Annotated in this window: 16 protein-coding genes, 1 pseudogene and 1 other annotated feature; of the genes and pseudogenes, 10 read left to right on the top strand and 7 right to left on the bottom strand. The window is 58.3% G+C overall.

The genetic code is table 11. The features are described from left to right. Positions 1-196 precede the first annotated feature (196 nt). Positions 197-592, top strand: coding sequence for a transposase (locus ACTJLB_RS30395; RefSeq protein ID WP_440785447.1), 396 nt, complete (start codon positions 197-199; stop codon positions 590-592). Here ACTJLB_RS30395 and ACTJLB_RS30390 read toward each other — a convergent pair. Continuing rightward, on the bottom strand, positions 586-1,632 hold the full coding sequence (locus ACTJLB_RS30390; RefSeq protein WP_440785446.1) for a hypothetical protein: 1,047 nt from the start codon (positions 1,630-1,632) through the stop codon (positions 586-588). The genes ACTJLB_RS30395 and ACTJLB_RS30390 overlap by 7 nt on opposite strands. A gap of 2,685 nt (positions 1,633-4,317) precedes the next feature. On the opposite strand from ACTJLB_RS30390, the gene ACTJLB_RS30385 reads away from it, so the two are divergent. Beyond that, positions 4,318-5,613: a helix-turn-helix domain-containing protein gene (locus ACTJLB_RS30385; protein WP_440785445.1), complete on the top strand. Its 1,296-nt coding sequence runs from the start codon at positions 4,318-4,320 to the stop codon at positions 5,611-5,613. Positions 5,614-6,780: 1,167 nt separating this feature from the next. Continuing rightward, positions 6,781-6,897: a sequence feature (AL1L pseudoknot), on the top strand. A gap of 438 nt (positions 6,898-7,335) precedes the next feature. Here ACTJLB_RS30385 and ACTJLB_RS30380 read toward each other — a convergent pair. From ACTJLB_RS30380 to ACTJLB_RS30365, 4 genes are read right to left on the bottom strand one after another with little or no spacing between them, the layout of a single operon-like run. Beyond that, positions 7,336-9,219: a polysaccharide biosynthesis protein gene (locus tag ACTJLB_RS30380; RefSeq protein ID WP_440785444.1), complete on the bottom strand. Its 1,884-nt coding sequence runs from the start codon at positions 9,217-9,219 to the stop codon at positions 7,336-7,338. An 11-nt stretch (positions 9,220-9,230) separates the two neighbouring features. Further along, positions 9,231-10,253 carry an MraY family glycosyltransferase gene (locus ACTJLB_RS30375; protein ID WP_440785443.1) on the bottom strand — a complete coding sequence of 341 codons (1,023 nt, stop codon included), beginning with the start codon at positions 10,251-10,253 and terminating at the stop codon, positions 9,231-9,233. Next, positions 10,247-11,218, bottom strand: coding sequence for a UDP-glucose 4-epimerase family protein (locus tag ACTJLB_RS30370; RefSeq protein ID WP_440785442.1), 972 nt, complete (start codon positions 11,216-11,218; stop codon positions 10,247-10,249). The genes ACTJLB_RS30375 and ACTJLB_RS30370 overlap by 7 nt, the downstream gene beginning before the upstream one ends. Beyond that, positions 11,215-12,060 (bottom strand): glycosyltransferase family 2 protein, encoded by an 846-nt coding sequence (locus ACTJLB_RS30365; protein WP_440785441.1) that lies wholly within the window; start codon positions 12,058-12,060, stop codon positions 11,215-11,217. Before ACTJLB_RS30365 ends, ACTJLB_RS30370 begins: the two co-directional genes overlap by 4 nt. A 1,252-nt stretch (positions 12,061-13,312) precedes the next feature. Here ACTJLB_RS30365 and ACTJLB_RS30360 point away from each other — a divergent pair. Beyond that, positions 13,313-14,419, top strand: coding sequence for an AGE family epimerase/isomerase (locus tag ACTJLB_RS30360; RefSeq protein ID WP_440785440.1), 1,107 nt, complete (start codon positions 13,313-13,315; stop codon positions 14,417-14,419). Between the two features lie 202 nt (positions 14,420-14,621). On the opposite strand, the gene ACTJLB_RS30355 is transcribed toward ACTJLB_RS30360, so the two are convergent. Continuing rightward, positions 14,622-15,991, bottom strand: a protein-coding gene (locus ACTJLB_RS30355; protein ID WP_440785439.1) for an IS3 family transposase whose coding sequence is annotated in 2 segments (ribosomal slippage) — positions 14,622-15,523 and positions 15,523-15,991 — 1,371 coding nt in all. Because the reading frame shifts where the segments join, the coding sequence is not laid out codon by codon here. A gap of 54 nt (positions 15,992-16,045) precedes the next feature. Here ACTJLB_RS30355 and ACTJLB_RS30350 point away from each other — a divergent pair. The 4 genes from ACTJLB_RS30350 (at position 16,046) to tnpC (ACTJLB_RS30335) (ending at position 19,688) form a co-directional block, all read left to right on the top strand. Beyond that, a complete protein-coding gene (locus ACTJLB_RS30350; protein WP_440785438.1) occupies positions 16,046-16,273 on the top strand; it encodes a transposase in 228 nt (75 codons plus the stop codon). 47 nt (positions 16,274-16,320) lie between these two features. Further along, positions 16,321-17,495 (top strand): IS3 family transposase gene (locus ACTJLB_RS30345; RefSeq protein WP_440785437.1). Its coding sequence is split into 2 segments (ribosomal slippage): positions 16,321-16,594 and positions 16,594-17,495, totalling 1,176 coding nucleotides; the frame shifts between segments, so codons are not numbered across the junction. A gap of 210 nt (positions 17,496-17,705) precedes the next feature. Beyond that, positions 17,706-18,044, top strand: a complete 339-nt coding sequence (tnpB, locus tag ACTJLB_RS30340; RefSeq protein ID WP_440785436.1) for an IS66 family insertion sequence element accessory protein TnpB — start codon at positions 17,706-17,708, stop codon at positions 18,042-18,044. A gap of 63 nt (positions 18,045-18,107) precedes the next feature. After that, positions 18,108-19,688, top strand: coding sequence for an IS66 family transposase (gene tnpC / locus ACTJLB_RS30335; RefSeq protein WP_440785435.1), 1,581 nt, complete (start codon positions 18,108-18,110; stop codon positions 19,686-19,688). 508 nt (positions 19,689-20,196) lie between these two features. On the opposite strand, the gene ACTJLB_RS30330 is transcribed toward tnpC (ACTJLB_RS30335), so the two are convergent. Beyond that, positions 20,197-21,204, bottom strand: a complete 1,008-nt coding sequence (locus ACTJLB_RS30330; protein ID WP_440785433.1) for an acyltransferase family protein — start codon at positions 21,202-21,204, stop codon at positions 20,197-20,199. Between the two features lie 511 nt (positions 21,205-21,715). On the opposite strand from ACTJLB_RS30330, the pseudogene tnpC (ACTJLB_RS30325) reads away from it, so the two are divergent. The 3 genes and pseudogenes from tnpC (ACTJLB_RS30325) to istB all read left to right on the top strand — a co-directional run. Beyond that, a pseudogene (gene tnpC, locus ACTJLB_RS30325) lies at positions 21,716-22,186 on the top strand (IS66 family transposase); the annotation flags it as partial. A gap of 146 nt (positions 22,187-22,332) precedes the next feature. Beyond that, a complete protein-coding gene (gene istA / locus ACTJLB_RS30320; RefSeq protein WP_440785432.1) occupies positions 22,333-23,979 on the top strand; it encodes an IS21 family transposase in 1,647 nt (548 codons plus the stop codon). Beyond that, positions 23,976-24,746, top strand: a complete 771-nt coding sequence (gene istB, locus ACTJLB_RS30315; RefSeq protein WP_440785431.1) for an IS21-like element helper ATPase IstB — start codon at positions 23,976-23,978, stop codon at positions 24,744-24,746. The genes istA and istB overlap by 4 nt, the downstream gene beginning before the upstream one ends.

The raw sequence follows: 24,746 nt of genomic DNA, 5'->3' as shown, positions 1-24,746 counted from the left end.
CGATAAGGGCGTGACGCGTCGGAATGTCACCGTCCGGTACGTGGGCGAATCGCGTGCGGATGGCTGCCTAACATGCAGCGTGCAAAGTGCCCCATCGCACCATTACACGCATTACGCAGTCTTTTGCCGCTTTTCATTGCAATCGTTACCCGAGAGCTCGTGCATGCTGCGCTGGGTTAGGCCGCGCTGAAAGAGTGTGGGGCTGGACCGACTAAACACCGGGACAGTGAAGCCGAGCAAGACAGAGCTAGAAATCATCACCAGAGACAGCCGCAAATGCGGTCATCACGCCCAGAGGCGAGCTAATCTGGATATACCCGCGATCGGGAGTCGATGTTCGACCCGCACCCTGATACGCAAATATAAGTGCCGGCGGGCAAGCTTCGATCACGTCATTAGCATGCATGCGCGCCACATTAATGCGCGCGAGGTTCGGGGCTATCTGTCGGAGCTGTATGGCTTGCAAGTGTCCCCCGAGTTCATTTCGATCGTCACCGCCAAAGTGCAGGCGGAGATCAAGCAGTACCAGCAGCGTCCGCCTCGAAAGGAATTGGAGGATGCCGCCCGTCGCCTGACCGCAGGCAATCAATAAGTTCGCCCTTCTGTTCGACAAGCGGTCGACGAATGGCCTTCGCTGAGTTGCTTTACCGATCTTGACGGGGGAAGGATTTTTAACGCATTCCGCCCCGCTTTTTTAATTTGCGGATCGTCGAATAGCGAGCGATTCTTCTCAATGCTGTCGGGAATAACAGAAATTTTTCTTAGCGCTTTGCGAATTACACGCTCCAGTTCGCGTCGGTACCCAAAAAGCAGGCCTGCGTTGTTGCACTCGATAATAAGCCGCTTTGGTCCCCTGCCCTTCCTGATGCGAATGCGAGAAAGGTCGGATGGCTGAACGGTCTCGCCGTTCAACTCGCGAAGAACAGATTCCGGCGTTACCCCTTCCACTTCAAGACCTAGTGTCAGCACACGCCGCAACAGTGCCTGCCGGCCGAACTCCTTGTCTAGCGCGAGAAGTGCCCGCCCAACAGCAAAAGTGAGTTGGGCCTCACTGAAATGAACTGGCAAGCTACTGCAAAGCGCGTTGATATGCACCGCATCGCGTATGTTCTTTCGGGAAATGCCAAGCGCGCGGGCGCAGGCGCTGTAACTGGTCCATTCCCCTCTGGCCTCACCGAGGTGATATCGGGAGGAGATGTTCTTCGGTGAGTCAGGCGTCTTTTTGGGAACACTGTTCTCGAGGTTACGGGATCGGTCCAGCGCGCGCCCGGCGGCACACATTTGCCCTTTTATCGTCGCAAGCAACGCTTTGGCCGGAAGCTTTCTGCCTGCTGCAACATGCTGTCCGATTCGCTCAAGCACGGTCTGAAGCCCGTCTCGCGCGATAACGTCGCGTATCACCCGCACCGAATAAGGCGTTACCTCAGTGGCCGACTCGAACAAGTCGACTATCCCTGCGGGCAGGGTATTCAGTCTAAGCGCCAGCGACAGTTCCGCCTGACTAACGCCCAGCGCATCAAGTGCACCCTTCTGTGTAGTCCATTTCCCCTTCGCGAGTCCGTCTTTATAATAATGAGAAATGATGAAGCAATTGCGCCTTTTGAGTTGTCGAAGCAGTCCATCACGGGTCATAATTTTCCCTCACGTCTAATTCGGTGTTGCGGTGCTCTGCAGGCAAAACATTACGATACGCGACTTGCCGGTCAGATGGCGACCAAAAGGTGTGTCAAAAACAGCGTCTTTCGAAAAGGGACTACGACTGATCGAAGCATCGGGCAGTCACATGCCACTGGAGCCACGACATGCACACGGGCGCTGGACCACGTTGCCAGTTTGCGTGCGAAAGTGGCACGCTTGCCCGGATCCATGCTCCCGGCTACCGAATGATTTACCGCGGCGGCGCACTTTCGGAGTGGACGGCACTGGACTCTGCGCGCGTCGGCTATCGCCCCGCTAGCCGGCTCACGGTCCTGACAGCAACGCTGCCACCACCGCATCGTGCTGTTTTAATTGATGAAATAGGCTGATTTGCGAAATCCCGATTGATTGATCAACGGCGTAAGAGTTTCGCAAATCGGAAGCCGCTGAGGGTGTTACGCCACCGATGCAGTGAACGCGACAGTGGCGCTCGACGATCGCGTTCGCGCACTGTTGCTTGAAGATGTTCAGAACAGCATGCTTTTTTCGCCCACTGGGCAAACGCCGCTTGAGGCTCCAACTGGATCACGACTGACAGATTGCGCTGGCATAGTCGTCCAGTGGCATCGTCGCAATCGACGTTGGCTGAGTCCGGCGACCTGTCGTTTTCACGTCGGCGTTAGCAGTCATTCTCAGTCATCCGCTGACAACAGCTCACGTCGCGTACCAGAAAAGAGTCGACAAGCAGATCCGCGACGTTTGTCCACTATACGGAACGCGGAAGGCGGCTCGTGGGAACGCTGACGCTCGCGCCCGATGCGAACGAGTGTCGCAATTCACTTAGCACAGGCAGTGATGCTGTGACGCGGGACCCAAGCTCGCAGTCGTCACCGTCAGTACGCGCAATCGCTTCAACCCAGCAACTGAACTCGGTCAACAGGGCGCGCAAGAAGCTCTCGTCGGGGGCAGTGTATCCAATAGAAGATCCATAGCTCCTGGCCTCCTCGGACTGCGTCGCAAAGCGCAATTTCCCGGCTTCATAGTCCATCGAAATCCGGCAACACTCGGAGATTCCGACAAGGTTCCTGGATATGTGTAACGACAACTGCACCTTAGTCAAGACGGCGTGCCGTCACCATCTGACTAAGCCCCGAAAACCCGTCGGACGTTAGCATTGTCAGGTCTCCGTGAATCAAATAAACCTCTCGAAGCACTAGGCCAAAGTTCTTCATGCAGCGTTCGCGAGAAGTCGGTGAATTTATGCTGACGTTCCGCCACTCTCGCAATTTCTTTAATCGGGGCACGACGGTCTGACGAGCCGGCTCACGACCTTAAGCCACAAAGCTTCAAGAAATGCGCAGCTTTCGACGCAAGCTCGAGCTAGGATCGTCTGTAGTGACCTAACGCTGCCACGTATCAACTTTCGCCCGGTCCGCTCTGTGCAACTGAAGATGCGCCACGATTCTTCCAGCGTCCAGATACCGTGAGTGCCTACTGCACAAACGGTGCAGCCGCGTGCGCATGAGGCGACGCAGATCCCTACCTCGAAGGATGCCTTCAGGTAGCGCTGGATCGGCCGCGCAGCGAGAGTGGAAAAACGCGGCGAACCATTCGACGTTACACTGGTATGGGCTCAGCGCCACTCCGAGATGCCAGACCGCGGGTTTTGCCGTGCGCAATGGCAAGGTCTCAGTGTAGACTACCCCGGGCTTCTCATGGCTGAAAGCTCGTCCTAACTCGCCGAGCGCGCGACCATACCCATCACGCCGTATTGTTCGACAGCGAACACGCCGAATGCAGAAACAACACGGCAGTCTATCCAAGTCACCGGGTCAAGCACGCCGGACGCTCTGGCACGAGCCCGAGGCGAACGACACCTACATCGCCGCTCATCCTTCCAGCAGCGATTGCATACGAGCGGGCTAATGCCGAAAATTCACGACGGCGTTTCTCCTTTCACAAGGCTTGCCTGGCGACTTGTCCTTCAGCGACCGCACTTCAATCCCCCGGCAACGGCGCGGGAGAGACTGCGGTAATTCCGGCCAGAAAGTGCTGAAATTTTGTCCGTCCCATTTGTGCTCCGTTGACCGAGCGAGCGGATAGACTAAAGCGGGCGTTTGCCACGCCCGTCTTGCCTCGGGGTCCAGCACGGCGCTTTCGGTGACGCACCACCTCGCAGCAGGTCCAATACGTCGCTACGCAGGACGGCTCTGGATAACTGCAGGGTGCCATGCCCGGCGCAAGATCAAGTCAACGTGAAGTGGCCGAGACAGCGAGCCGGAGGTGGGAGCAAACAATTCCTTCGATGCCCAGCCTATTGACCTTCTCCTCTTCTACGTAGCACATGGGGATTTTTCACGCCTTTGAAGGCTTACTGCACCCGCCGAAAGCTGCGCTAAATTTTGATCATTCGCTTCGCTCGTTATCCGATCGAACCGATACAGTTGGCGTGTCAAGCGCTGTTCTCTTTGTGAAGGGTCAACGACCTGCGACCGGTTTGGCTCACGGGGCGAACGCTTGACAGCTGACGCTGGTTTGTGTGCCCGGACATCGCCGACACGGGCCTGAAGGACGACTGAAGGTAGGGAACCATGGCAAAAGAAAGGGATCCGTTGGCCGCAGCGGCTCGGCATCAATGGCGGGCACTGATTTGTTCTCCGACAAACGAATGAGGTGTAAATGTCTGCAATCTTCGATGTGCGCGCGGCCTTAAATAAATGCCGACTGCCCGCCGACTTGAAGGCGCTGCTCATAGAGCTGCTCGAGCGAAATGTAAGCCGCACCATTAACGCTGCAAAGGTCGGCCCGAGGAAACTGTCGATAAGAACGCAAGAGCGCCGAACAATGGCGATCGGCAAGTCATTCGAAGAATTGCGACAAAACGGCTTCGCGTTGCAGTCTCCATACTCACTCAAGCACAAGCATGTAGAGTTTTTGGTGAATTTTTGGGTGCGTCGGAAGCTGACCGGCGGCACTATCGAGAACAAACTGACCCACCTGCGGGCCATCGCCGACTGGATGAGTAAGCCTGATCTGGTCAGCGCACTCGCAGACTATGTCGACAGGGAAGAGCATAACCTTGTGCTGTGGCAAGCGCCCCCAGCCGATGAGTCGTGGGAAGCCAACGGCATCGACGCCGACATGAAGATCAAAGAGGTGGCAGCCACCGACCGCAACGTCGCTGTGCAACTGAAGCTTCAGACGCAGTTCGGCTTGCGGGTAGAGGAAAGCTTCCTGCTTCGCCCCAAGGAAGCCATACGCGATGACGGCTTATTAGGTGTCACGGGCAGCACGAGGGGTGGGCGAGATCGCGTTGTACCGATCAGCCTAAGATTCGCGGCGCTCGAGGAAGCGGCCGCATTATCAAATCCATATACCGGCTCTACCATCCCGCACGGATACACGAAGCAGCAGTGGCGCGATCACTACTACCATGTCCTGCACAAGCACGGCATCACGCGGTCTGGCCATGGCGTAACGAGTCGCGGGTTGCGGCATCAGTTTCTCCAGGAAATGTACAAGACACTGGCAAGCGTGCCTGCGCCAATCAAACGACACGAGGAGTCGGCCTCAGTTGAACTACACAGAAAAGCCAGGCAGTGTGTAGTGGAAGTCGCAGGGCGCAGCCGCGCCTTGAACGCGAACGCCTACCTGACGAGGCATGAAGCTGCGGCATTGGAAAGAGCCCGACTCGCGCAGGAGGTGGTTGAGCAAGCACTTGTAGACGCGCGTGGAGTGAAGAGTCGGGCTGCCGCAAAGCTGGGAATTAGCAGGCAGTCTCTCTACAGACTGCTTGAACGCGCCTCCTACCCGGCGGCGCACAAAGCTGCGACATCGAAAAGAAGCCCCGCACTGACGCCGGAGGCAGCGAAACAAGCAATTGAGGAGGCGGGTGGAGTCAAGCGCCAAGCCGCCGCTATGTTGGGAATTTCACCGCAAGCTCTCTACAGATTGCTCGAACGCGACCGCCAGTAAAGGCCTACAGTGCTCTCCTCTTATGGGAGTGGTTTCAGTTGTCCTATTGTCCAATGCCTGCGGCAACTTCGCATACTCGCATCACGACGTCATGATAAGCGGCCCGCTGATCCGCCTCGACGACCTGAGGTTGACGTGGCACGAGGTCGCGCAAATAGTGCTTGCGGCAATGCTGCCGCGGTGCCCATTCGGAGCCGGAAATCTTGCAGGGTGTTTTTGGAAATATCTACAAACGATGTACTAGTAGAAAACTCCGCATTATTTTGTGCAGAAGCAAGACGCACGATGCTCGCTAATTTCGGATGGCTCCCTTGATGTTGCTGGACACGGGCGTGGTCTTCACTGATATTACTGGCCGCAGGCTCGGCACGTGCGCGAACACCGTTCCGGCTTCCACTCCTCCGCGCTAAGAAACCTGGTTCGCAACGCAGCAACTCGTCGCACTTGCGCGGGAACGAGCTGGAAGCGCTGGTCGATTGCTTCGACACGAGCGATCCAGTATGAAGAATCTAGATACTCGGGCAAGTCTTGCTCCTGCGAGTTGAACAGATACGACACGACGGCTTCTAGATGCGCGATTTCGGCATCGGCGAGAACCGCTGGCAGTTTGCGATGTGCAAGTGTCGGCGCAACAGGACGATGCGTTCTCATTTGAACACTTCCCGGCACTGCCTCGCATCGGAAAACGACGGTTCACACGTGCACGTTTTCCGATCAGCGCCCAAGTCTAGATCACGCGATGAGACTAGATTCGGCTTCGTGTCCCGCAGGATGGTTGAAATCACTCTGCTCGAACGCATGCCGCAGCATTTTCCAATATCATCTGTATTTAGAAGTCCTATATTGATCACTGATACTACGTAACGTTTACTCGAAGAGTTCATATTTCAATGAGATCGGCTGTGGTGATTCCATGATGCCGAGGTCATTGAAAAGTCAAGGCACTCCCGACGTGAGAGTGCGGAGGGACAAATCTGAGCCAGTCTTGTCCCAGTCCTATTCAGAGCAGTGTCGGGCCCTCGCCTATTGAGCACTTACAGCCGTATCGGGAAAGTGCGAAGCGCCGCTTCCGGCACGGACGACGTTCTCCGACAAATGTTCACCGCGGACAACCACGATCGCCAAAGGAACTACGTCGTGCCGACAAAATTCTCATGGTAGGGAGCGCGCTTTTTCGCTCACGCGGAAGTCGAACGCTGCTTCGAGCGCTGTAGGCTTTCGTTGGTCAGCATGGCGACAGTTTCGGGGTCAAGCCGATCCGCAAGCTCTTGCGGGACCGCCCTGTCGGGCTACCGAAGCGAGGCGCCACGGCTTCACGGATCGCTCAAACGCTGCGCCTGAAGGAAACAAAATGAGATTTTGCAGCTTGAGATCCAACGTGTCTGGCAGATCAACGTGCTGATCCGCAGCGTACCGAAGGTGTCGAACAGATGAATCGAAAGGATGGTGGCGCGCCGCACACTTGGTCGGCTGATGAAACCGCAGGGCCTGCGTGGTGCGGTTCGCGGCAAGCGAGTTGGCACGACGATTGTCGACCAGAGGACCGCAGCAATGGGCAGGGTCAACCGACAAAAAGGCTCAGCGTCCGCGTCAGCTTTGAGCGTAGGACTTCACTCAAGTGTCAACGTGGTGGGACACGGCAACCTGGCGATGATGTCACGCCTGGTGCCCCCATGAACCGGAACCGCTGAGATCGCACACACGACCGAGAGCGCGCTCGATTTATATAGCTTGTTTAATCGAACCAGGCACACTGCGTAGCGCAGTCGACACCGCCGGTTGATATTCGGCGACCCAGCGGCGCAGGTCGCGTCTTACTTCATCGTCGGTGGGCACGCGGTGCTGCATCAACCACGGCAGCAGATTGTCGATCAGGCTATCCGGCACTTCCCGCGCCTTCGCGATACGCAGCTTAGGATGCGGCGTGCGACTGGTGGTTTCGTCATCGGCGAGCAGTTCCTCGTAGAGCTTTTCACCCGGGCGCAGGCCCGTGAACACCACGCGAATCTGGTCTTCGGTGAAGCCATACAGCCGGATGAGATCGTGCGCAAGATCGGCGATGCGCACGGGCTTGCCCATGTCGAGAATGAAAATCTCGCCGCCGTGTCCCATGCTCGACGCTTGCAGCACGAGCTGCGACGCTTCGGGAATCGTCATGAAGAAACGCGTGATTTCCGGATGCGTGACCGTGACGGGACCACCGCGCGCAATCTGTTCCTGGAACTTCGGAATCACGCTGCCCGCGCTGCCGAGTACGTTGCCAAAGCGCACGGTCTCAAACTGCGTGCGCCGCGTGCCCTGCTGTTGCAGCGACGAACACACCATTTCCGCAAGACGCTTGCTGGCGCCCATCACGTTGGTCGGGTTGACGGCCTTGTCGGTGGAAATCAGCACGAAGTGCGCGACGTCGTGACGGATCGCTGCGCGCGCCACGCGATAAGTCCCCAGCACGTTGTTGCGCACGGCTTGCCACGCGTTCACCTCTTCCATGAGCGGCACGTGCTTGTAGGCCGCGGCGTGGAAAACAATGTGCGGCGTGTAGCGCGCCATGACCTGATCGAGCAGCAGCGAGTCCTTCACGTCGCCGATGATCGGCACCACGGAGACTCCCGGATACCTGTCGGTCAGCTCTTCATTGAGCCGGTAGATGGAAAACTCGGAGATGTCGAACGCCACCAGTTGGACCGGGCCGAAGCGCAAAATCTGCCGGCACAGCTCAGAGCCGATGGAGCCGCCCGCGCCCGTGACCATGACGACGCGGTTTTTCAGGAGCGCTTCGACGTGGTCGGTGTCGATCATGACCGGGTCACGGCCGAGCAGGTCTTCGAGATCGATCTGGCGGACGCGGGAAAGGAAGGCCTGGCCTTGGCTGACAGCGGTCAATGCCGGCAGCACGAGCGCGCGCACGCCGGCGCGCACACAGAGCGTGGCAACCCGACGCTGGACGTCCACAGATGCCGACGGGATAGCGATGATCGCGTATTCGGTTTTGAGCTCCTCGGCCATGCGCGGCAATTCGCTGATAGAACCGAGAACCTTGTACCCGTATATTTCGCGTCCATGCTTGGACACATCGTCGTCCAATAGGCCGACAAGACGCCATTCGCTCGAGCGCGACAATTCACGCGCGAGGCTTGCACCGGCGTTTCCCGCGCCGAGCACGACGACCGGCTTGCCTTGCGCGACGAGGCCGCCGTAAAGGTAGAACTCCTTGGTCGCCCGGTAGAGGGCTCGCGATCCGCCCATGGCCAGGAACAGGAAGAGCGGCGATACGACGAGGACCGAGCGCGGCACGATCGGCGAAGGTTGTACCAGTACCGAGACAACCATGGCAATCAGCGCCCCGGCGCTCACGGCTTTCGAGATCCGAACGAGATCGGGCAAGCTGGCGAATACCCACATGCCGCGGTACAACCCGAAAATGCGGAACATCACGCCGTAGACCGGAAGCACCCACAGCAGGGAACGCAAGGCGCCGGCGCGGAATTCGTCCGGGATCGAGCCGTTGAAACGGAGGAGATACGCGATGAGCCACGATCCGGCAACCGCGCATAGATCGAAAAGGAACGCGCTGAAAGATAGCCAAGTGGCCTTGTTTCTTAACATCAGCGGCAACCTTACTTGTCTGACAGTGTTGATTGGTAACGACGCCAGCGTCTATCGACGACCACACTCGCCAGAAAAAGAACCACCATCCAACCGGCGACGATGGACCACTGAACGATAGCAGCGCGTCCCAGCGCAAATACAGCAAGCATTATGCCAGTTGCCATGACGACATACCACGCCAGAGCTGTCCTCGCGTGGCCGACTCCACTTCGCACCATACGCTGATAGTAGTGCTCGCGGTGCGGTTGCCAGAATCTTTCTCCCCGCAGGAGGCGCCGTGCGAGTGTCACGGACGCATCGGCGATGAACGGCGCAAACACCATCGCTGGAAACCAGATGGGCCAGACGCCCCCGCGCCAGCCCCAGTAGCCGAATGCCCCCGCCAGAAAGCCCAAAGAGATGGACCCTGCATCGCCCAAAAAAATCCGGGCAGGATGAAAGTTGAAAAAGAGGAAACCCAGCGCCGCCCCAGACACCGCCACGGACGACCACGCCAGTTCCGGCGCCGGATGGCCGCTTAGCAGAGCAGCCACGGCGTAGCCGGCGAAGCCGAACAAGGTCATACCCCCGGCCAGCCCGTCCGCGCCATCCATGAAATTGTAAAGGTTCACGAGCCACAACATCAGGAAGGCAAGTATTGCCAAACCCCACCATGGCGCGTTGGCGGTGAAGAGAGACACCAGGCCGACAACCGCTAACACGTGCGCAGCAAACCTGACCCGCGCCGGCAGCCCTCGGCGGTCGTCGATCTGGGAGACAGCCGCCAGGAAGGCAGCGCCCACCGCCGAGAACCAAAGGCCTGGCGCGAGCAGCAAGGTCGCAATGACGCCGACGGGGACCACGCCCCAGCCACCGACTCGCGGCGTAGGCGCGTTGTGAAGCGACCGGTCGTTGGGCACATCCGTGGCGAGACGCCAGGCGAGTCCGGTGCGCAGCAACGCCCAGAGAATCGCTCCACATGTGCAAGCGGATGTGAGTGCGATCAGCGCCGCAGCCGCCCAGGCCGGCAACGTGGCAAGGTAGGTCAGCACCCTCGGCCTCCTTGCGTGGTGCGATACCAGCGGGCGGTCGCGGCCAGCCCTTCGTCGGTGGAATACGGCGGGGTCCAGTTCAACACCGAACGAATTCGAGCCGTATCCACCTGCAACGCGCCGACCAACCGATCCACCTGCGCCGAACGGCCTGTCAGTCGGCCGGCCAGACGTAGCCATTCCTCCGGTATCGGAAGCAGCCGCGCCGGCTTGTGCAAGTGGCGGCCCAGCGCGCGGCACAGTTCAGCGACGGTAAGCGCGTCCGTGTCCGCGACATGGAAGCATTGGCCTGCCGCGCGCGGATCCGTCGCGCAACGCATCAACGCGTCTGCGAGGTTCTCGACGTACACGAGGCTGCGTCGTCCATGGACGGCGCCAAGGGGCAGCGGCACGCCTTTTCCTATGCCTTGCATCAGACGCAGGAAGTTGGCGCGTACTCCGGGCCCGTACACCAGCGGCGGCCGCACAATCACCAGCTCCAATCCCGTCTCACGAGCATAGCGGGCGAGCGCCTGTTCGGCGGCAAGTTTGGAGCGGCCGTAAGGGTCTTCAGGAGCTGGCAAATCGTCTTCGGTCAGAGGCCGCCCGTTATCAGCTTCCGCAACTGCCTTGATACTGCTGACAAAGACGAAACGGCGAACGCCATGCTGCGAGGCAGCTCGCGCAACGCGAAGCGTGCCTTCGACATTGGTGGCGTGGAAGGCGGCCTCCGGACCTGCCGACACTTCGCGCATCACGTGAACACGGGCCGCGAGATGAACGATGCAATCTGCAGCGAACGCAGTTGGCCACCCGGCTTCTATGGCCGCGAAGTCCGCGCTAGGCTCGATCCACTCATCGACACCGGGCTCGAGGTACCCGCCGCGCCGGACAAGGCCGGTGACGGTGTGCCCCGCATCGAGTAACACGCGGCTCAGCGCGCGACCGACAAACCCGTAGGCTCCTGTAACGAGTATGTGACTCATAGCCACTTCCAACCGAAGCGGTTGAAGAACTTGTAGGCGGAAGAGATGAACATGCGGATGTGGGAGGAACCTTTGCGCGATGCTCCACCGCCGTGATGAAGCACCCGTACATTAGGCACGTACGCGACACGTGCTACGGCATGCGTGCGAAGACTTAAGTCGTAGTCCTCGAAATAGAGGAAATACCGTGAGTCGAAGCCTGCCAGCTGCTTCAGCACGGAAGTGCGAAACAGCATAAAACATCCGCTGACGATGGGCGGGTCCCACACGACGTCCCGGTCATTTATCTGGTCATGCATCTCGTAGCGTGCAAGCCGGCGCGAAAACAATCGCTGCAACGCAGTAGGCAGGAAACCGCGTACGAATAAATCCAGCAATGTCGGGTAGCGCCGACACAGGAACTGTTGACAACCGGATTCGTCGCCGATCCAAGGCGTTAGAAGACCCACTTCCGGCTGTGCCTCGAGAAAGTCCAACGCTCGCTGGAGGGAGTCTGGCGCAAGATCGATGTCCGGGTTCAGTATCAAGTGGTACCGACTCGTACTCCGCTGGATGGCGAGGTTGTGACCGCGACCATAACCGACATTGCCTTGCCCGGTAATGACAGTGCAGACCACACCACTTGCCCTCAATCCATCTAAACACGCCGAACCTTCAGGCAAGCCTCCATTATCGATAAGGGAAAGGGCTATCGGTTGTCCTGGCCGCTTTGCATACACTGCATGACATGCAGCGCTGAGGTCAGCGAGCGTCGAGTTCAATTGCTGAATGTCCGGTCGATAAACGACGATTGATATCGACAAGACGTTGGATTCGGAAGACGGCGTATTTCGAGGTTTCATGCGTGGTGAATTACGTGCCAAGAGAACCATACTCGCTCTGGCCCCTACAGCCCGGAAGTTTTGATCAAACGTTCGGACCTCGGCAACTATGTTCTTCAGTGTGCTGCGGCTGGAAGCGGTATGACTGCACCATTGGCGGATAGCCCGGCGCGCCATGGACGGCTCACGAATCAGCGTATTGCACTTAGGCTTTACAAGAGACGACTCATGGGGCCTATGATAACGCATCAATCAGCGCGTTCTTGCGGCAAGAGCCTGTGCTAGAAAGCCCGCTCCTTGCGGGCCTGTCGCAGCAACTCCTGCCGTTAACCAATACGCGGGCAAATATGGCGAGTTGGCTCGCCGCCAATCTATATGTGAGGCTCGGCGCAAGCGCCTCACGCCGGCCTTTGTCGACGATCGCGCGCGTGTGACACTCCGGTCAGAGCAGCAGCGCATTGACCGATCAGTCCCGGATAGCTTACGGAAGACGGCGCATAGATCTGCTTGCGACAGACGGCGGAGTGAATTGCGTAGGCAATCTCTCGGACACGTTCCAGTGCAGTAGTTTGTGCATGCGATTGATTTGTGATCAGCGATGTGGATCAGGACGTGATCGAGGTAGCCGCGCTGATTGATATCGTTCAGCTTGCATGTTGCAATCAGGCCTCATATCGCAGCGGCCATTGCTGGTCCCGGAATATTCAAGCGGTTGGTTCAATGCTTTGGGTTGCAGGAGGAGAATCGGTGCGAGAATCGACCGGTCCAGGCGAAATTGGCCGCTTCAAATAGGTTCCGTTGCAATCTTCAAAATTACCGCTGACGTTAGCTCCGCCACATTCTGTAGCGGCTTAGCACCTCGTCTCCTTCGGGAGCCGTTGCCTCTGTTCGATGTAAACATCCTCGCGCAAACCGGCGCGCTAGCTGCTTTCGATACCATGTACAATCCGCGGTCTATCCCGAGGCGGATTGCTCTTTGCTTGATTATGTGGTTTTCGGACCTTTTGCGAAGGCGGAGTGCAGCGCATGCATCGCCGCTTGCCGATTTGTGCTAGTACCGGGTCGCCATCATGCGCGGTTTTTGTCCGCTGGCGCTGCGTTGAAGGGTCGACTGGCCTGCCGCTACACCTAAGTAACTGGTGCTCACCTAATAAATAGGCTTCTGAGTAGGCGCACGACTGCCGCAAACTGACGTCTCCCACTATCCGAGAATGCTGAATAGCCTCGCTTCAAAGATCCTCGTTCGCGAAAACGAAATTGGACCGCCGCAATTATGCTCAGCACGACCCCTACCGCCGCCTCAACGTCCGCGCTCGCCCTGGCACTGCGCGATCACTTCAGCGGTGTCATTCTCCCTATGTGGCGAGGGCCCGGGTTCAATGCTGCTCTGAAATTGCCGTTTGAGGCGCTTGACGTAAATCATCGTCCAGTGCCGCCCCAACGCTATCGGGCAATGGCCTGTGCGCGACAACTTTTCGTGTCCTCTCAAGCCGGAGATGCCGCTCACGCGCACGTTCTGTTTCATTCTCTGACACGCACTTTCCGGGACATCCACCGCGGCGGCTGGTTTTACAGCGTGGACGCACAAGGCGTGCCGCTCGACACCACCAAAGATCTGTACACGCACGCGTTCGTTGTTTTTGCGTGCGCCGAGTATGCGCGGCGCTGCGGAAGTCACGACGCTCTCGAAATCGTGTATGGCACGTCAGAACTGATACAAGCGAAGTTCGCCGCGGACGACGACCTATTGAACGCGGCACTCACCGCAGACTTCGCAAAAGTAACCGGCTTACCGGCGCAGAACCCATTGATGCATCTTACCGAAGCTTGGTTGGTCGCCCGCGACGCGACGCACGACCATGCTTTCGATGCAACACTTCTGCGCCTAGCCGGGGCGGTGTCGCGCCATTTCGTGCATCCGAAATCAGGTTGCATTGCCGAATTTCCGGTCGGCACGCAAGGCAATCGCCTTGAGCCAGGGCATCAGTTCGAATGGTTTTGGTTGGTCAACCAAGCGGGCCCGCTCTTCGAAGGTACGGGGCTGGCGGAGACGGTATCGCGAGCCTTCAGCTTCGCACAACGCCACGGTGTAAATGAGCGAACAGGAGGAGTATGCGCGTCGCTTGACGAAGAACGGCGCATTCAGGACGCGACTCAGCGCATCTGGGCGCAAACAGAGTATCTGAGGGCGCTTGCCATCCATGAAGAGCCGACTGTCCGTGCGACCTTGCCGCGGCAAATGGAACTGTTCAAGCAGCGCTTCCTGCGCCCACAAGGCTGGGTCGAATGCATGACTGCGACGGGCGAAACAGCCCGGGCGGACATGCCATCAACAACACCTTATCACCTTGCAACCGCTTTCAACGCGTTGCCCGTCTGAAGGCGACAAGCAAATAATAGCGAGGTTGTTCGTTATCCACTGGAATGGGTGGTATCCATACGTCCACTTTAGTGGACACGATACTCCCCAAGCGCTTCAACGTAAGCGCCCGGCCATCCCATCTTGAGTCACGTTGAAAGTCTTGGGAGCATCGTGTTCACTTAAATATGGACTGACCCCCAGAAGTTGGACGGTTAAATGGCTACGCCTGACCGAGTTGAGTCCGATATTTTACGGGGCTCATGCCCTCCAGTTTTAGCTTGATACGGTCATTGTTGTAGTACCGGATATAGTCCTTTATGCCGACCTCCAGCTCGTCAAGATTATCAAATTTATTGGGGTAAAAGAACTCCGCTTTGAGGGTGCCGAAGAAGCTCTCCATGGCGGCATTGTCATAGCAGTTGCCCTTGCGCGACATGCTTTGTGTGATCGAACGGTTCTCAAGAAGGCGCCGGTACACGGCCATCTGATATTGCCAGCCCTGGTCGGAATGTAAGATTGGCTTGTCGCTCTGCTTGAGCCGCCCGAATGCTTTTTTCAGCATGTTGCCTACCATGTCAAACAAGGGACGTCGTGCCGTTTGGTAAGCAACGATCTCACCGTTGTAAAGGTCAAGCACTGGCGAGAGATAGAGCTTCTCCCCACGAACGTTGAATTCGGTCACGTCTGTTACCCACTTCTGGTTCGGCGATTCTGCGTCGAACTGACGTTCGAGAACATTTGGCGCAATCTTTCCTACCTCGCCCTTGTAGGCGCGATACTTCTTGACTCGCACGCTCGACTTCAGTCGCAAATCAGCCATTAGACGCTGGATCGTCTTGTGGTTGACGGCGAGGCCCTCTTGCCGAATCGTAGCGGTGATGCGACGGTAGCCATATCGCCCTTTATGCCTGTCGAAGATCGTCTTGATCCGGGCCTTGAGGTCAGCATACTTGTCGGCCACCTGCAGCGCCTTCTGTTGATAATAGAAAGTGCTGCGCGCCAAGCCTGCTAGCTTGAGCAGACCGGCAAGAGGGTATTGGTGCCTTAGCTCGATCACGATTTGTGCTTTTTGCGCTGCGCTTGCTGCGCGGTCGTTTGAACCAAGGCATTGAGCTTTTTTAGATAGGCATTCTCCATGCGGAGATTGTCCAGTTCCTTTATCAATTCGTCGCGAGTTCGCCTGGCGTCGCCCTTTGATGATCCCGGGGATTCTGTGGTCTGATGCTTTGTCATCTTCTTGCGGCGTAAGGAAGCGTGCGGAGACAAGGCCTCCAGTCCGCCCTGATCGTAGTTGCGCTCCCATGTAGCGATAATATTGAAGTTGCGAATGTCAAACAGCGCGGCGGCCTGCCGATAGGAAAGGCGCTCGTCACGCATGCGTCGCAACACCGACAGCTTGAATTTTAAGCTATAGGTAGCCCGCACCTTTTCCCTGACGCCTGCAGCACCATGCGAACGATAACCAGCCACCCATTTGCGCAGTGACGCAACATTCACGTCGTGGCGGCGAGCAACGACTCTGAGCCCCGCCGTTCCCGAACAATAATCCTCGACGACCGCGAGCTTCGTCTCTTCCGAATACTTGCCCACAAGACTCCCTGCAAAAGTGTCTAACTTTGCGGGGTCAGTTCAATAGGTGGACACGTGAACACTATTGAAGAAGCAGCAACACCTGGCCGTCGACGACGCCGGCGCTACAGCATCGAGTTCAAGGCTCAGGTGGTAGCAGCTTGCCAGAGACCCGGGGTATCGCTCGCGGCCATCGCTTTGCACCACAAGCTGAACGCGAATCTGCTTCGACGTTGGGTCGAGCAGGCCGAAACGAACGATTGTGTGCTGGTGGCACGTAGCGACATGGCTGAGGTCGGCTGAAAAAAGTGGACGCCAACATTCCGTAGAATTGAGGAATGGAGGCATTGATGAACCGAATCCCCAAAGCCGTGTACACGAAGGAATTTCGTGAAGAAGCAGTAAAGCTGGCAATGACTGACGGCGTTGGCGTGTCCGAAGCGGCGCGTCGACTGTCTATTTCGATGAAGACGTTGGCGAACTGGGTTCGCGCGGCAAAGGATGGCAAACTGGAGAACGTCGGACAAAGCCAGAAACCACTGACAGAGATCGAAGCGGAACTGGGGCGGCTCAAGCGAGAGTTGGCAGAAGTAAAGATGGAGCGCGACCTTTTAAAAAAGTTTGCAACGTACTTCGCGAAGGAGTCGCGGTGAGGTACGGCGTTATCGAACAGATGCGACAGCATTACCCCGTGCCGCCGATGTGCCGGTTTCTGGGCGTGTCCATCAGCGGCTACTATGCCTGGCGCACACGGCCTGTGTCGCTGCATGCTGAGCAGGAGCTCCAACTCGAAGCACAGGTGCGCGCCGCTCACGAGCGAACTCGACAAACCTTCGGTCCGGAGCGGCTACAAAAGGATCTGGCGAATCACGGTGTTCAGATCGGCGTTCATCGCATCAAGCGCTTGCGAGCAAAGCTCGGCCTGCGATGCAAGCAAAAGCGCAAGTTCAAGGCGACGACCAATTCGACGCACAACCTGCCAGTTGCACCGAACCTGCTGAATCAGGACTTCAAGGTAAGCGGGCCGAATCAGGCCTGGTGCGGTGACATCACGTATATCGCGACCGATGAAGGATGGCTGTATCTGGCCGGCCTCAAAGATCTGTTTAGCGGAGAGGTAGTCGGCTACGCGATGAGCGAGCGCATGACAAAACAGCTGGTAATGCATGCACTATTTCGTGCTGTCGCGTCACGCCGACCACCGGCCGGTCTGATACAGCACACGGATCGCGGCAGTCAATACTGCGCTCACGCCTATCAAAAGCTCCTCAGACAGTTCGGAATGCAGGCGTCAATGAGCAGACGCGGAAATTGCTTCGACAACGCACCCATCGAATCATTCTGGGGCTCGCTGAAAAGTGAACTCGTCTATCATCGCAGGTTCGTAACCCGCAGTCAGGCCAAGAAAGAAATCACGGAATACATCGAGATCTTTTATAACCGCCAGCGCACACAGGAGCGTTTGGACTATCTGTCGCCGGCCGCTTTCGCGCAGCGATTCTATTTAAGTAAAATCGCTGCTTAACCCGTTGGCGTCCACGGATTCCGACCGACCTCAGGCAACTCCACTGGTAGCGACTCCAGCACCGGAATTTGTACCGTTGCCTCTTGAGACGCGAAACACGCGCACAGCTGAGATTCGCGTCGAGGTGCGTCGCGCGGACCTGTCGATAACGGTTAGCTGGCCAACCTCAGAGGCAGCGCAGTGCGCCGCCTGGCTGCGCGAGTGGCTCGCATGATCCGCATTGATCAGGTGTGGCTGGCGGTTGATCCGCTGGATATGCGGGCCGGCTTTGATACGGCGCTGGGTCGGGTGATCACCGTGTTCGGCGCTGCGCATCCGCACCATGCTTACCTGTTCGCCAACCGGCGAGCCAACCGCCTGAAGATGCTGGTTCACGATGGGATTGGCATCTGGCTGGCAGCGCGACGGCTGAATCAGGGGCAGTTCGCGTGGCCGCGCGCTGGTAGCGAACCAAAGCAGCATGCGCTCACACAGGAACAACTTGCCGGTCTGGTGGTGGGCTTGCCATGGCAGCGCATCGGCGCGGACGGTGTGATCCGTGTCGTTTGAGACAGCCGGGGACGTAAACTGTCGCGCTCTCGTGCTCTCCTGGGTTCTGGCAGACTCGTCTGCATGGACCTGCCCGCCGACCTCAACGCTCTTAGCCCGGAACAGTTGCGTGCGCTTGCCACACAGCTGATCGCGCGCGTCGAGGACCGGGACAGGGAGATTGAGGAGAAGACCCGGGAGGTCGGTGAGAAGGAGCGCGAGCTACTCTACCGGCAGACCCGAATCGACCAGTTGACCCACGAGATATCGATTCTCAGACGCCATCAGTTCGGCAAGCGCAGCGAGCAACTCAGCAGCGATCAGATGAACCTGCTGGATGAGGCGATCGACGCGGATCTTGCCGCCATTGAAGTTGAGCTCGAGCAACTGCAGCCACAAGCCACATCCGAGCCGCTACCCCAGCAACCGAAGCGAGCAGCGCTGCCGGCACAATTGCCGCGCACAGAGATTCGCCACGATCCGCAGAGCACCGTATGCCAGTGTGGCTGCGAGCGCGTGCGCATCGGCGAGGACATCAGCGAGAAGCTGGATTACACGCCAGGTGTGTTCACCGTGGAGCGGCATATCCGTGGCAAGTGGGTGTGCAGAAACTGCGAAACCCTGATTCAGGCTGCGGTGCCTGCGCATGTCATCGACGAGGGCATCCCGACTGCGGGACTGCTGGCGTCAGTGCTGGTTGCCAAGTACGCCGACCACCTTCCCCTGTACCGTCAGGAGCAGATCTTTGCGCGAGCGGGCGTCGCGATACCGCGCTCGACATTGGGCGCTTGGGTCGGTATGTGCGGCGTGCAGCTACAACCGCTGGTCGACGCGCTGCATCAGGAAATCCTGCAGCAGGGTGTGCTGCATGCAGATGAGACGCCGGTACAGATGCTCAGTCCCGGCAAAGGCAAGACACACCGCGCGTATCTGTGGGCGTATACACCCACGCATTACAGTGAACTGCGCGCCGTGGTCTACGACTTCGCCGACAGCCGTGCAGGCGAACATGCCCGCGCGTTCCTCGCTGACTGGCAGGGCAAACTGGTATGCGACGACTACAGTGGCTACAAGGCCGGATTCCAGCAGGGCATCACTGAAATTGGATGTGCGGCGCACGCGAGACGCAAGTTCTTCGATCTGCACGTCAATCACAGTAGTCAGATCGCCGCGCAGGCGCTGCCGTTCTTCGCTGCGCTTTACGACATCGAGCGCGACGCTGCAGTGCTGCAAGCCGACGAACGCCAAAAGCTTCGACAGCAACGGGCCAAACCGGTCTGCGACGCACTACACGAATGGATGATCGCGCAGCGCAAGCTGGTGTCGGAAGGCTCGGCGATTGCCAAAGCGCTGGATTACAGTCTTAAACGATGGGATGCGCTGACCCGCTATCTCGAAGACGGTCACGTGCCTATCGACAACAACTGGGTCGAAAACCAGATACGCCCTTGGGCTATCGGCAGATCGAACTGGCTGTTTGCGGGTTCGCTTCGAGCCGGCAAACGAGCCGCAGCCATCATGAGTCTGCTGCGTTCAGCGCAACTGAATGGGCACGAACCGCATGCCTACCTGAAAGAAGTCCTCACGCGATTGCCGACTCAAAAGGCCAGCGACATCGAAGCATTGCTGCCTCATCGATGGCAGCCGGCGGATCCTATCCGATAGTTCAATTCGTCAAGACGGGTTTGCCGGGCGCTTACGCTTCAACGACAATCAAGGTGAGTTGGCCAGCCGCTTACGATTCAGCGGTCCACATGCCGAGATTTTCGCTCGCATCAAACTGATGGACGAAGATGGTCTGGACGCGGACCGTGCCATCAAGCAGGCCACGACTAAAGGAGAAAGATGGTTCTGGGCAGCCGAGTTTGCCGGGTGACGTCTGCGGCGAGGTTCGTTCTAGGCACGTGGCTGTTCGTTAAGCCGGCTTCCGGTCAGATTGCGCGACTAGCCTGTAGTGGCTATTGACCTATCAAGGCTGGTGGCACAAAACGCAAAAGAATCAAAGCGATGCGGCAGGCACCCCGTTCCCCTTTCAGACTTTGCGACCGGTCACAAAGCCTTGCTGGCATTGGAACGCTGCTGTTCCAAGGGTACAGGTTTGATCCATCTTTTTGGGCAACATGGCGAGGGCGTCTCGCACCCTATACGGGGTTTCAGTCGGCGCAAACCTATACTAATGCGCCCTGTTGCTGCCGTCGGTCTGCGGATGCCGGATGAATCTTTTCAAGCTCAATGCAGGCTTCTCAAGCAAGTACCATGAAAGGGCTGACAGCGGTATCAGGATTGCCATCGTGATCAAGAACACGCCATAGGGGTGGACGATCGGCATGCCGTGTTTCCTGGTCCAGTAGATGACTGACTGCTGCACCGGCCACCCATAAACGTAGATTCCATACGATAAATCGGCACGCCAGAACGGCAACGGTTTTGCGCACTTGGCTAGACAAATGACGATGAACGGAACCGTGATCATCAATGCGACTTGTCTTATCTGAACATCAGGCACACCGAAACCCCAATAGAATGGAATAAGGTCAATGCCGGCGAACAGCCAAGTGCGCAGGGGCTCGAAAATAAACGGTGCTATACAGATGGCGCACCAAAGGGCAGTCCGATCCAGTTGTAGATGCTTTTCGTTAATGGCGATGAAGCCGCCCATGGCAAAAACCAGAAAAAACGTTCCAACCACGGTTAGCGTTGGTGAGCCGCTGTGCCAATGAGCGAAGTAAACGACCCAGATAGCGCCGAGGATAGCGGCATACGACGCACGATTTAGCGCGCCGATAAAGCCCAGTCCCATCACCGCGGCATAGCATGCTAACTCCCACGGAAGCGTCCACCAGGTCCCGTTGACTGTATGGATCTTGTTCGCGTCGTACCCATTGAAGCGCGCAGAAAGCCAGTAGGAGATGACGGCCGAGACGATCCACGCTGGAGCGATGCGCAAAGCACGGTTCGCCATAAACGATGGTATCGATGGTGTGCGCATCCAGCTCTGGGTGATCAAGTAACCGCTGATGACAAAGAACCACATCACCGCAGCCCCGCCGACACTCATACCCCACGAGTTCGGTTCCTCGTAACCTAGCAATGGGTAGCAGTGTGATCCGACAACAGCCGTCGCGAGCCAGAACCTTATCTGGTTGAAATTGTTACGCACCGGTATAGCTTTGGCGAGCATTCCACGCCCACGCAAGTGCCAGCTTCGCCTAAACGTCTATTTTCGGATAGCCAGTGACCGCGCAGAAGCGACCACAGTCATCCGGGAGAGTGTGCCCGTGCTCGCTGCGCTGGGCGGGATCAGGCAGTACACCGGTCAGAATCGCTTTAGGGTTGCGGTATTCGAACATGGGTCACCTCCGTGCGCGTTGATTAGCATGATTCGGGCCTTCGTCATGGTACCGAGAATTGCTCACCCCTGACGCGTGGATGCGCTGCCTCAACGCACGCATCCGACAACCGGCGCATAATGTCTGTCCCAAACGGCCTTGCAGCTCCAAGAAGTGCTCCTGAAGTGCAAAATTTGCGGCAATGGATCTCTTATCCCGCTCTTGATCGGAGGGCGGCCGGGCGATCGGCCGCAACGCGTTACGAAAGCTCAGTGCGACAAATGCGGGAGCGTACTGAGCATGATTGCACCACCGCTGTCGCCTGACAGCGAGGTATCGCCGCACGACGGCTTCTCGGGGTAGGTCTGGTTTGCATACAGTCCCACAAGGGCTGGAGAACATCCGCAGGCCCATCTGAAGGACTTCAGGGGAACGTTGCAGGCCGATGCGTTCGCGGGGTACAACGCGATCTACGAAAGTGGTGATGTGCGGGAGGCTGCATGCATGGCGCACGCGCGTCGCAAATTCCACGATCTGTTCGTCGCGCGCAGAAACGAAGTCAACACTGAAGCGTTGCGCCGGATCGGCGAACTGTACGCAATTGAGGCCGCAATTCGAGGCAAGCCACCGGACGAACGAAGACGTGTCAGGCAGGAGCAGGCGCGGCCGCTACTCGATGCCTTCGAGATCTGGCTGCGCTCCACATTGGCTACGGTGTCGCAGAAAGGCGATACCGCCAAAGCCATCAACTACGCTCTGAATCAGTGGGCAGCGCTCACGCTGTACATCGATGACGGTGCCGTGGAAATCGATAACAACGCAGCCGAACGCGCTTTCCCCGACGGGCACCCAAACTCCTCCGGGTATGGGCAGTTCAAACTCCTCCACCTGAGAACCGCCGGCTGAACTTTTCAGCGGGCGGCTAACGATGTTGCAGGACGTCTATTTTCTTCTCCTTCGAACAAGAAGGAGATCAGGGAGTGAACGTCTTGAAGCAACATCTGCAAAGCACGATATTCACGTTGCTCGAACGCGAGGTGAGCCAACGCAGGATCTATGAGCTCACGGGCGTTGATCGCAAGACTATCCGTCGCTACCGGGCGATCTTCGAGTCCCGGCGTGCAGCGACAGCAAATTCCCCCACGGTGCCCGCCGGTCCGGCACAGCCGGTGGGCGCGCAAACTCCTCCACCTCAAACTCCTCCACCCCCGCGCCCACCGGCTTCTGATGCTGCCGCGCCAGCCAAACCCTTCAATTTCGCACGCTCGGCGAGCGAACCATATCGCGACTGGATCGAGCAGCAGGTGCGCCTGAGGCGCAACGCCCAGGCCATCTACCAGGATCTGGTCGACCGGTTCGGCTTTACCGCCAGTTACGACAGCGTCAAGCGTTTCGTGCGCGCCCTTCGGCACGTCGAACCCGAGCAGTTCGACCGCCTCGAGTTCGTGCCCGGCGAAGAAGCCCAGGTTGATTACGGCGAAGGCGCGCTTACGCGCGATCCGAAGACGGGTCGCTTCCGGCGCCCACGGCTGTTCGTGATGACACTGCGATACTCCCGGCGCAGCTTCCGGCGCGTGGTCTGGAAGTCGAGCAAACAGGTCTGGGCACAGCTGCACGAAGAAGCCTTCCGGTACTTCGGTGGCGCAGTCAGCTATGTCGTGCTCGACAACCTCCGCGAGGGCGTCATTACGCCCGACCTGTACGAGCCGGAGATCAATCGGCTTTACGCCGCGATGCTCGGGCATTACGGCGTGGTCGCCGATCCTGCCCGGGTACGGGATCCGAATCGAAAGGGTGCCGTAGAGAACGCGATCCAGCATACGCAGAACACGGCGCTGACTGGCCGGCGCTTCGAGTCGCTCGAGGCCCAGAACGAATTCCTGATGCACTGGGAGGAGAACTGGGCCGCCAAACGCATCCATGGCAGCGCGCGGCGACAGGTCGAGGCCATGTTCCAGGAGGAGAAGCCGCACCTGAGGCCGTTGCCGGCAACCGGATTCCGCTACTTCAGTGAGGTCGTGCGCACCGTCTGGGACGACACGACAGTGAGCGTCGATCGCAGCAATTACGCAGCACGGCCCGCGCCGATCGGCAGTCTTGTGTGCGTGCGCATTTACGAAACCACCATCGAGATCCGTGATCGCCGAACGCAGGAACTGCTGCGAACCCACGCGCGCGCCTCACTACCAGGCTCGCTCGAGCTTCCCGAGAGCGAGCGCCCGTTCAACCCGTCACGCCAGACACGGATTGCACTCGCCAGTGCCGGCGACATCGGACCGCAAACGAAGGCGCTCTGCCAGCACATGTTCGACGCCGAGGGTCGTGTCGGCCATCGCGGCATGTGGGGCATCGTCGGACTGGCGAAGAGGTATCCCGCCCGACTCGTCGAGCAGGCGTGCGATCACGCGCTGCGCCATCACGTCTACCGGTACCGGCAGGTGCGCGCGATTGTTGAGCGGCTGTTCGAGCAGGCCCTTGAGCGCCTCGACAGCGCGCCGCAACTCGCCTTGCCGCTGACGCAGGAGCACCCGCTGATCCGACCGGCCGCCGAATACAGCGAGCTGTTCAGCGCCGGCGCTGCGCACAACGCCGGATCCCTCACTTCCACCAACGGAGAGACCACATGACCACAGCACTCCCGGACATCGAACGCGCCCTCAGACTGCTGCACCTGTCCGGCGTGCGCGACACGCTTGAGACACGTGTGCTGCAGGCGCAGGGCACCCAGCAACCGTTTCTCGAAACATTCGCACTGATCCTGCAGGATGAACTGGATCGCCGGCACTCGCGGCTCATTGAGCGCCGCTACCAGCAGTCGGGACTTGAAGAGAAGCTGACGCTTACCGAGTTCGACTGGTCGTTCAATCCCAAACTGCCGCGTCAGGCATGCTTCCAGCTGCATACACTGAAGTTCATCGCCGAAGGCAGCAACGCACTGATCATCGGCAAACCGGGTACTGGCAAGTCGCACGTTGCAAAGGCCATTGCCTACCAGGCCGTCCTGCAGGGCTACAAGGTGCAGTACCTTGAGACCGATGACTTCTTCAACCGCTACGTTCTCAGTCCACCCGCGCAGCGGGAAACGCGCCTGCGCGCCATCCTCGATGGTGATCTGCTCGTGCTCGACGACCTGTTCCTGTCACGAACGATTCCCGACGACGCCGGCGCGCTGTTGCAAACGTTGATCCACCAACGCTACAAGCAGCGTCGCAGCGTCGTCGTGACGTCCAACCGCGTCGTCCAGGACTGGGGCGCTTACCTTGGCGACAACACGATGAGCACCACAATCCTCGACCGCCTCATGCATCACTGCCACCTGCTCGAGTTCGACGGTCGCAGCTATCGACTCAAAGAGGCCGCCGAAACCCTTGCGCGAAAAACAAAAGAGAGCTAA

It is taken from the genome of Paraburkholderia sp. 22098 (genome assembly GCF_052045935.1).
GTDB lineage: Bacteria > Pseudomonadota > Gammaproteobacteria > Burkholderiales > Burkholderiaceae > Paraburkholderia > Paraburkholderia caledonica.
Note: the sequence above shows the minus strand (reverse complement) of the source record. Positions and strands in the feature narration are given on the sequence as shown.

What these genes read in the sequence shown, in the direction of transcription:
- ACTJLB_RS30380 (WP_440785444.1), bottom strand. Translation starts at nt 9,219, where the DNA reads ATGTTAAGAAACAAGGCCACTTGGCTATCTTTCAGCGCGTTCCTTTTC.
- ACTJLB_RS30365 (WP_440785441.1), bottom strand. Translation starts at nt 12,060, where the DNA reads ATGAAACCTCGAAATACGCCGTCTTCCGAATCCAACGTCTTGTCGATA.
- ACTJLB_RS30330 (WP_440785433.1), bottom strand. Translation starts at nt 21,204, where the DNA reads ATGCTCGCCAAAGCTATACCGGTGCGTAACAATTTCAACCAGATAAGG.
- ACTJLB_RS30370 (WP_440785442.1), bottom strand. Translation starts at nt 11,218, where the DNA reads ATGAGTCACATACTCGTTACAGGAGCCTACGGGTTTGTCGGTCGCGCG.
- tnpC (WP_440785435.1), top strand. Translation starts at nt 18,108, where the DNA reads ATGGACCTGCCCGCCGACCTCAACGCTCTTAGCCCGGAACAGTTGCGT.
- tnpB (WP_440785436.1), top strand. Translation starts at nt 17,706, where the DNA reads ATGATCCGCATTGATCAGGTGTGGCTGGCGGTTGATCCGCTGGATATG.
- ACTJLB_RS30385 (WP_440785445.1), top strand. Translation starts at nt 4,318, where the DNA reads ATGTCTGCAATCTTCGATGTGCGCGCGGCCTTAAATAAATGCCGACTG.
- ACTJLB_RS30390 (WP_440785446.1), bottom strand. Translation starts at nt 1,632, where the DNA reads ATGACCCGTGATGGACTGCTTCGACAACTCAAAAGGCGCAATTGCTTC.
- istB (WP_440785431.1), top strand. Translation starts at nt 23,976, where the DNA reads ATGACCACAGCACTCCCGGACATCGAACGCGCCCTCAGACTGCTGCAC.
- ACTJLB_RS30360 (WP_440785440.1), top strand. Translation starts at nt 13,313, where the DNA reads ATGCTCAGCACGACCCCTACCGCCGCCTCAACGTCCGCGCTCGCCCTG.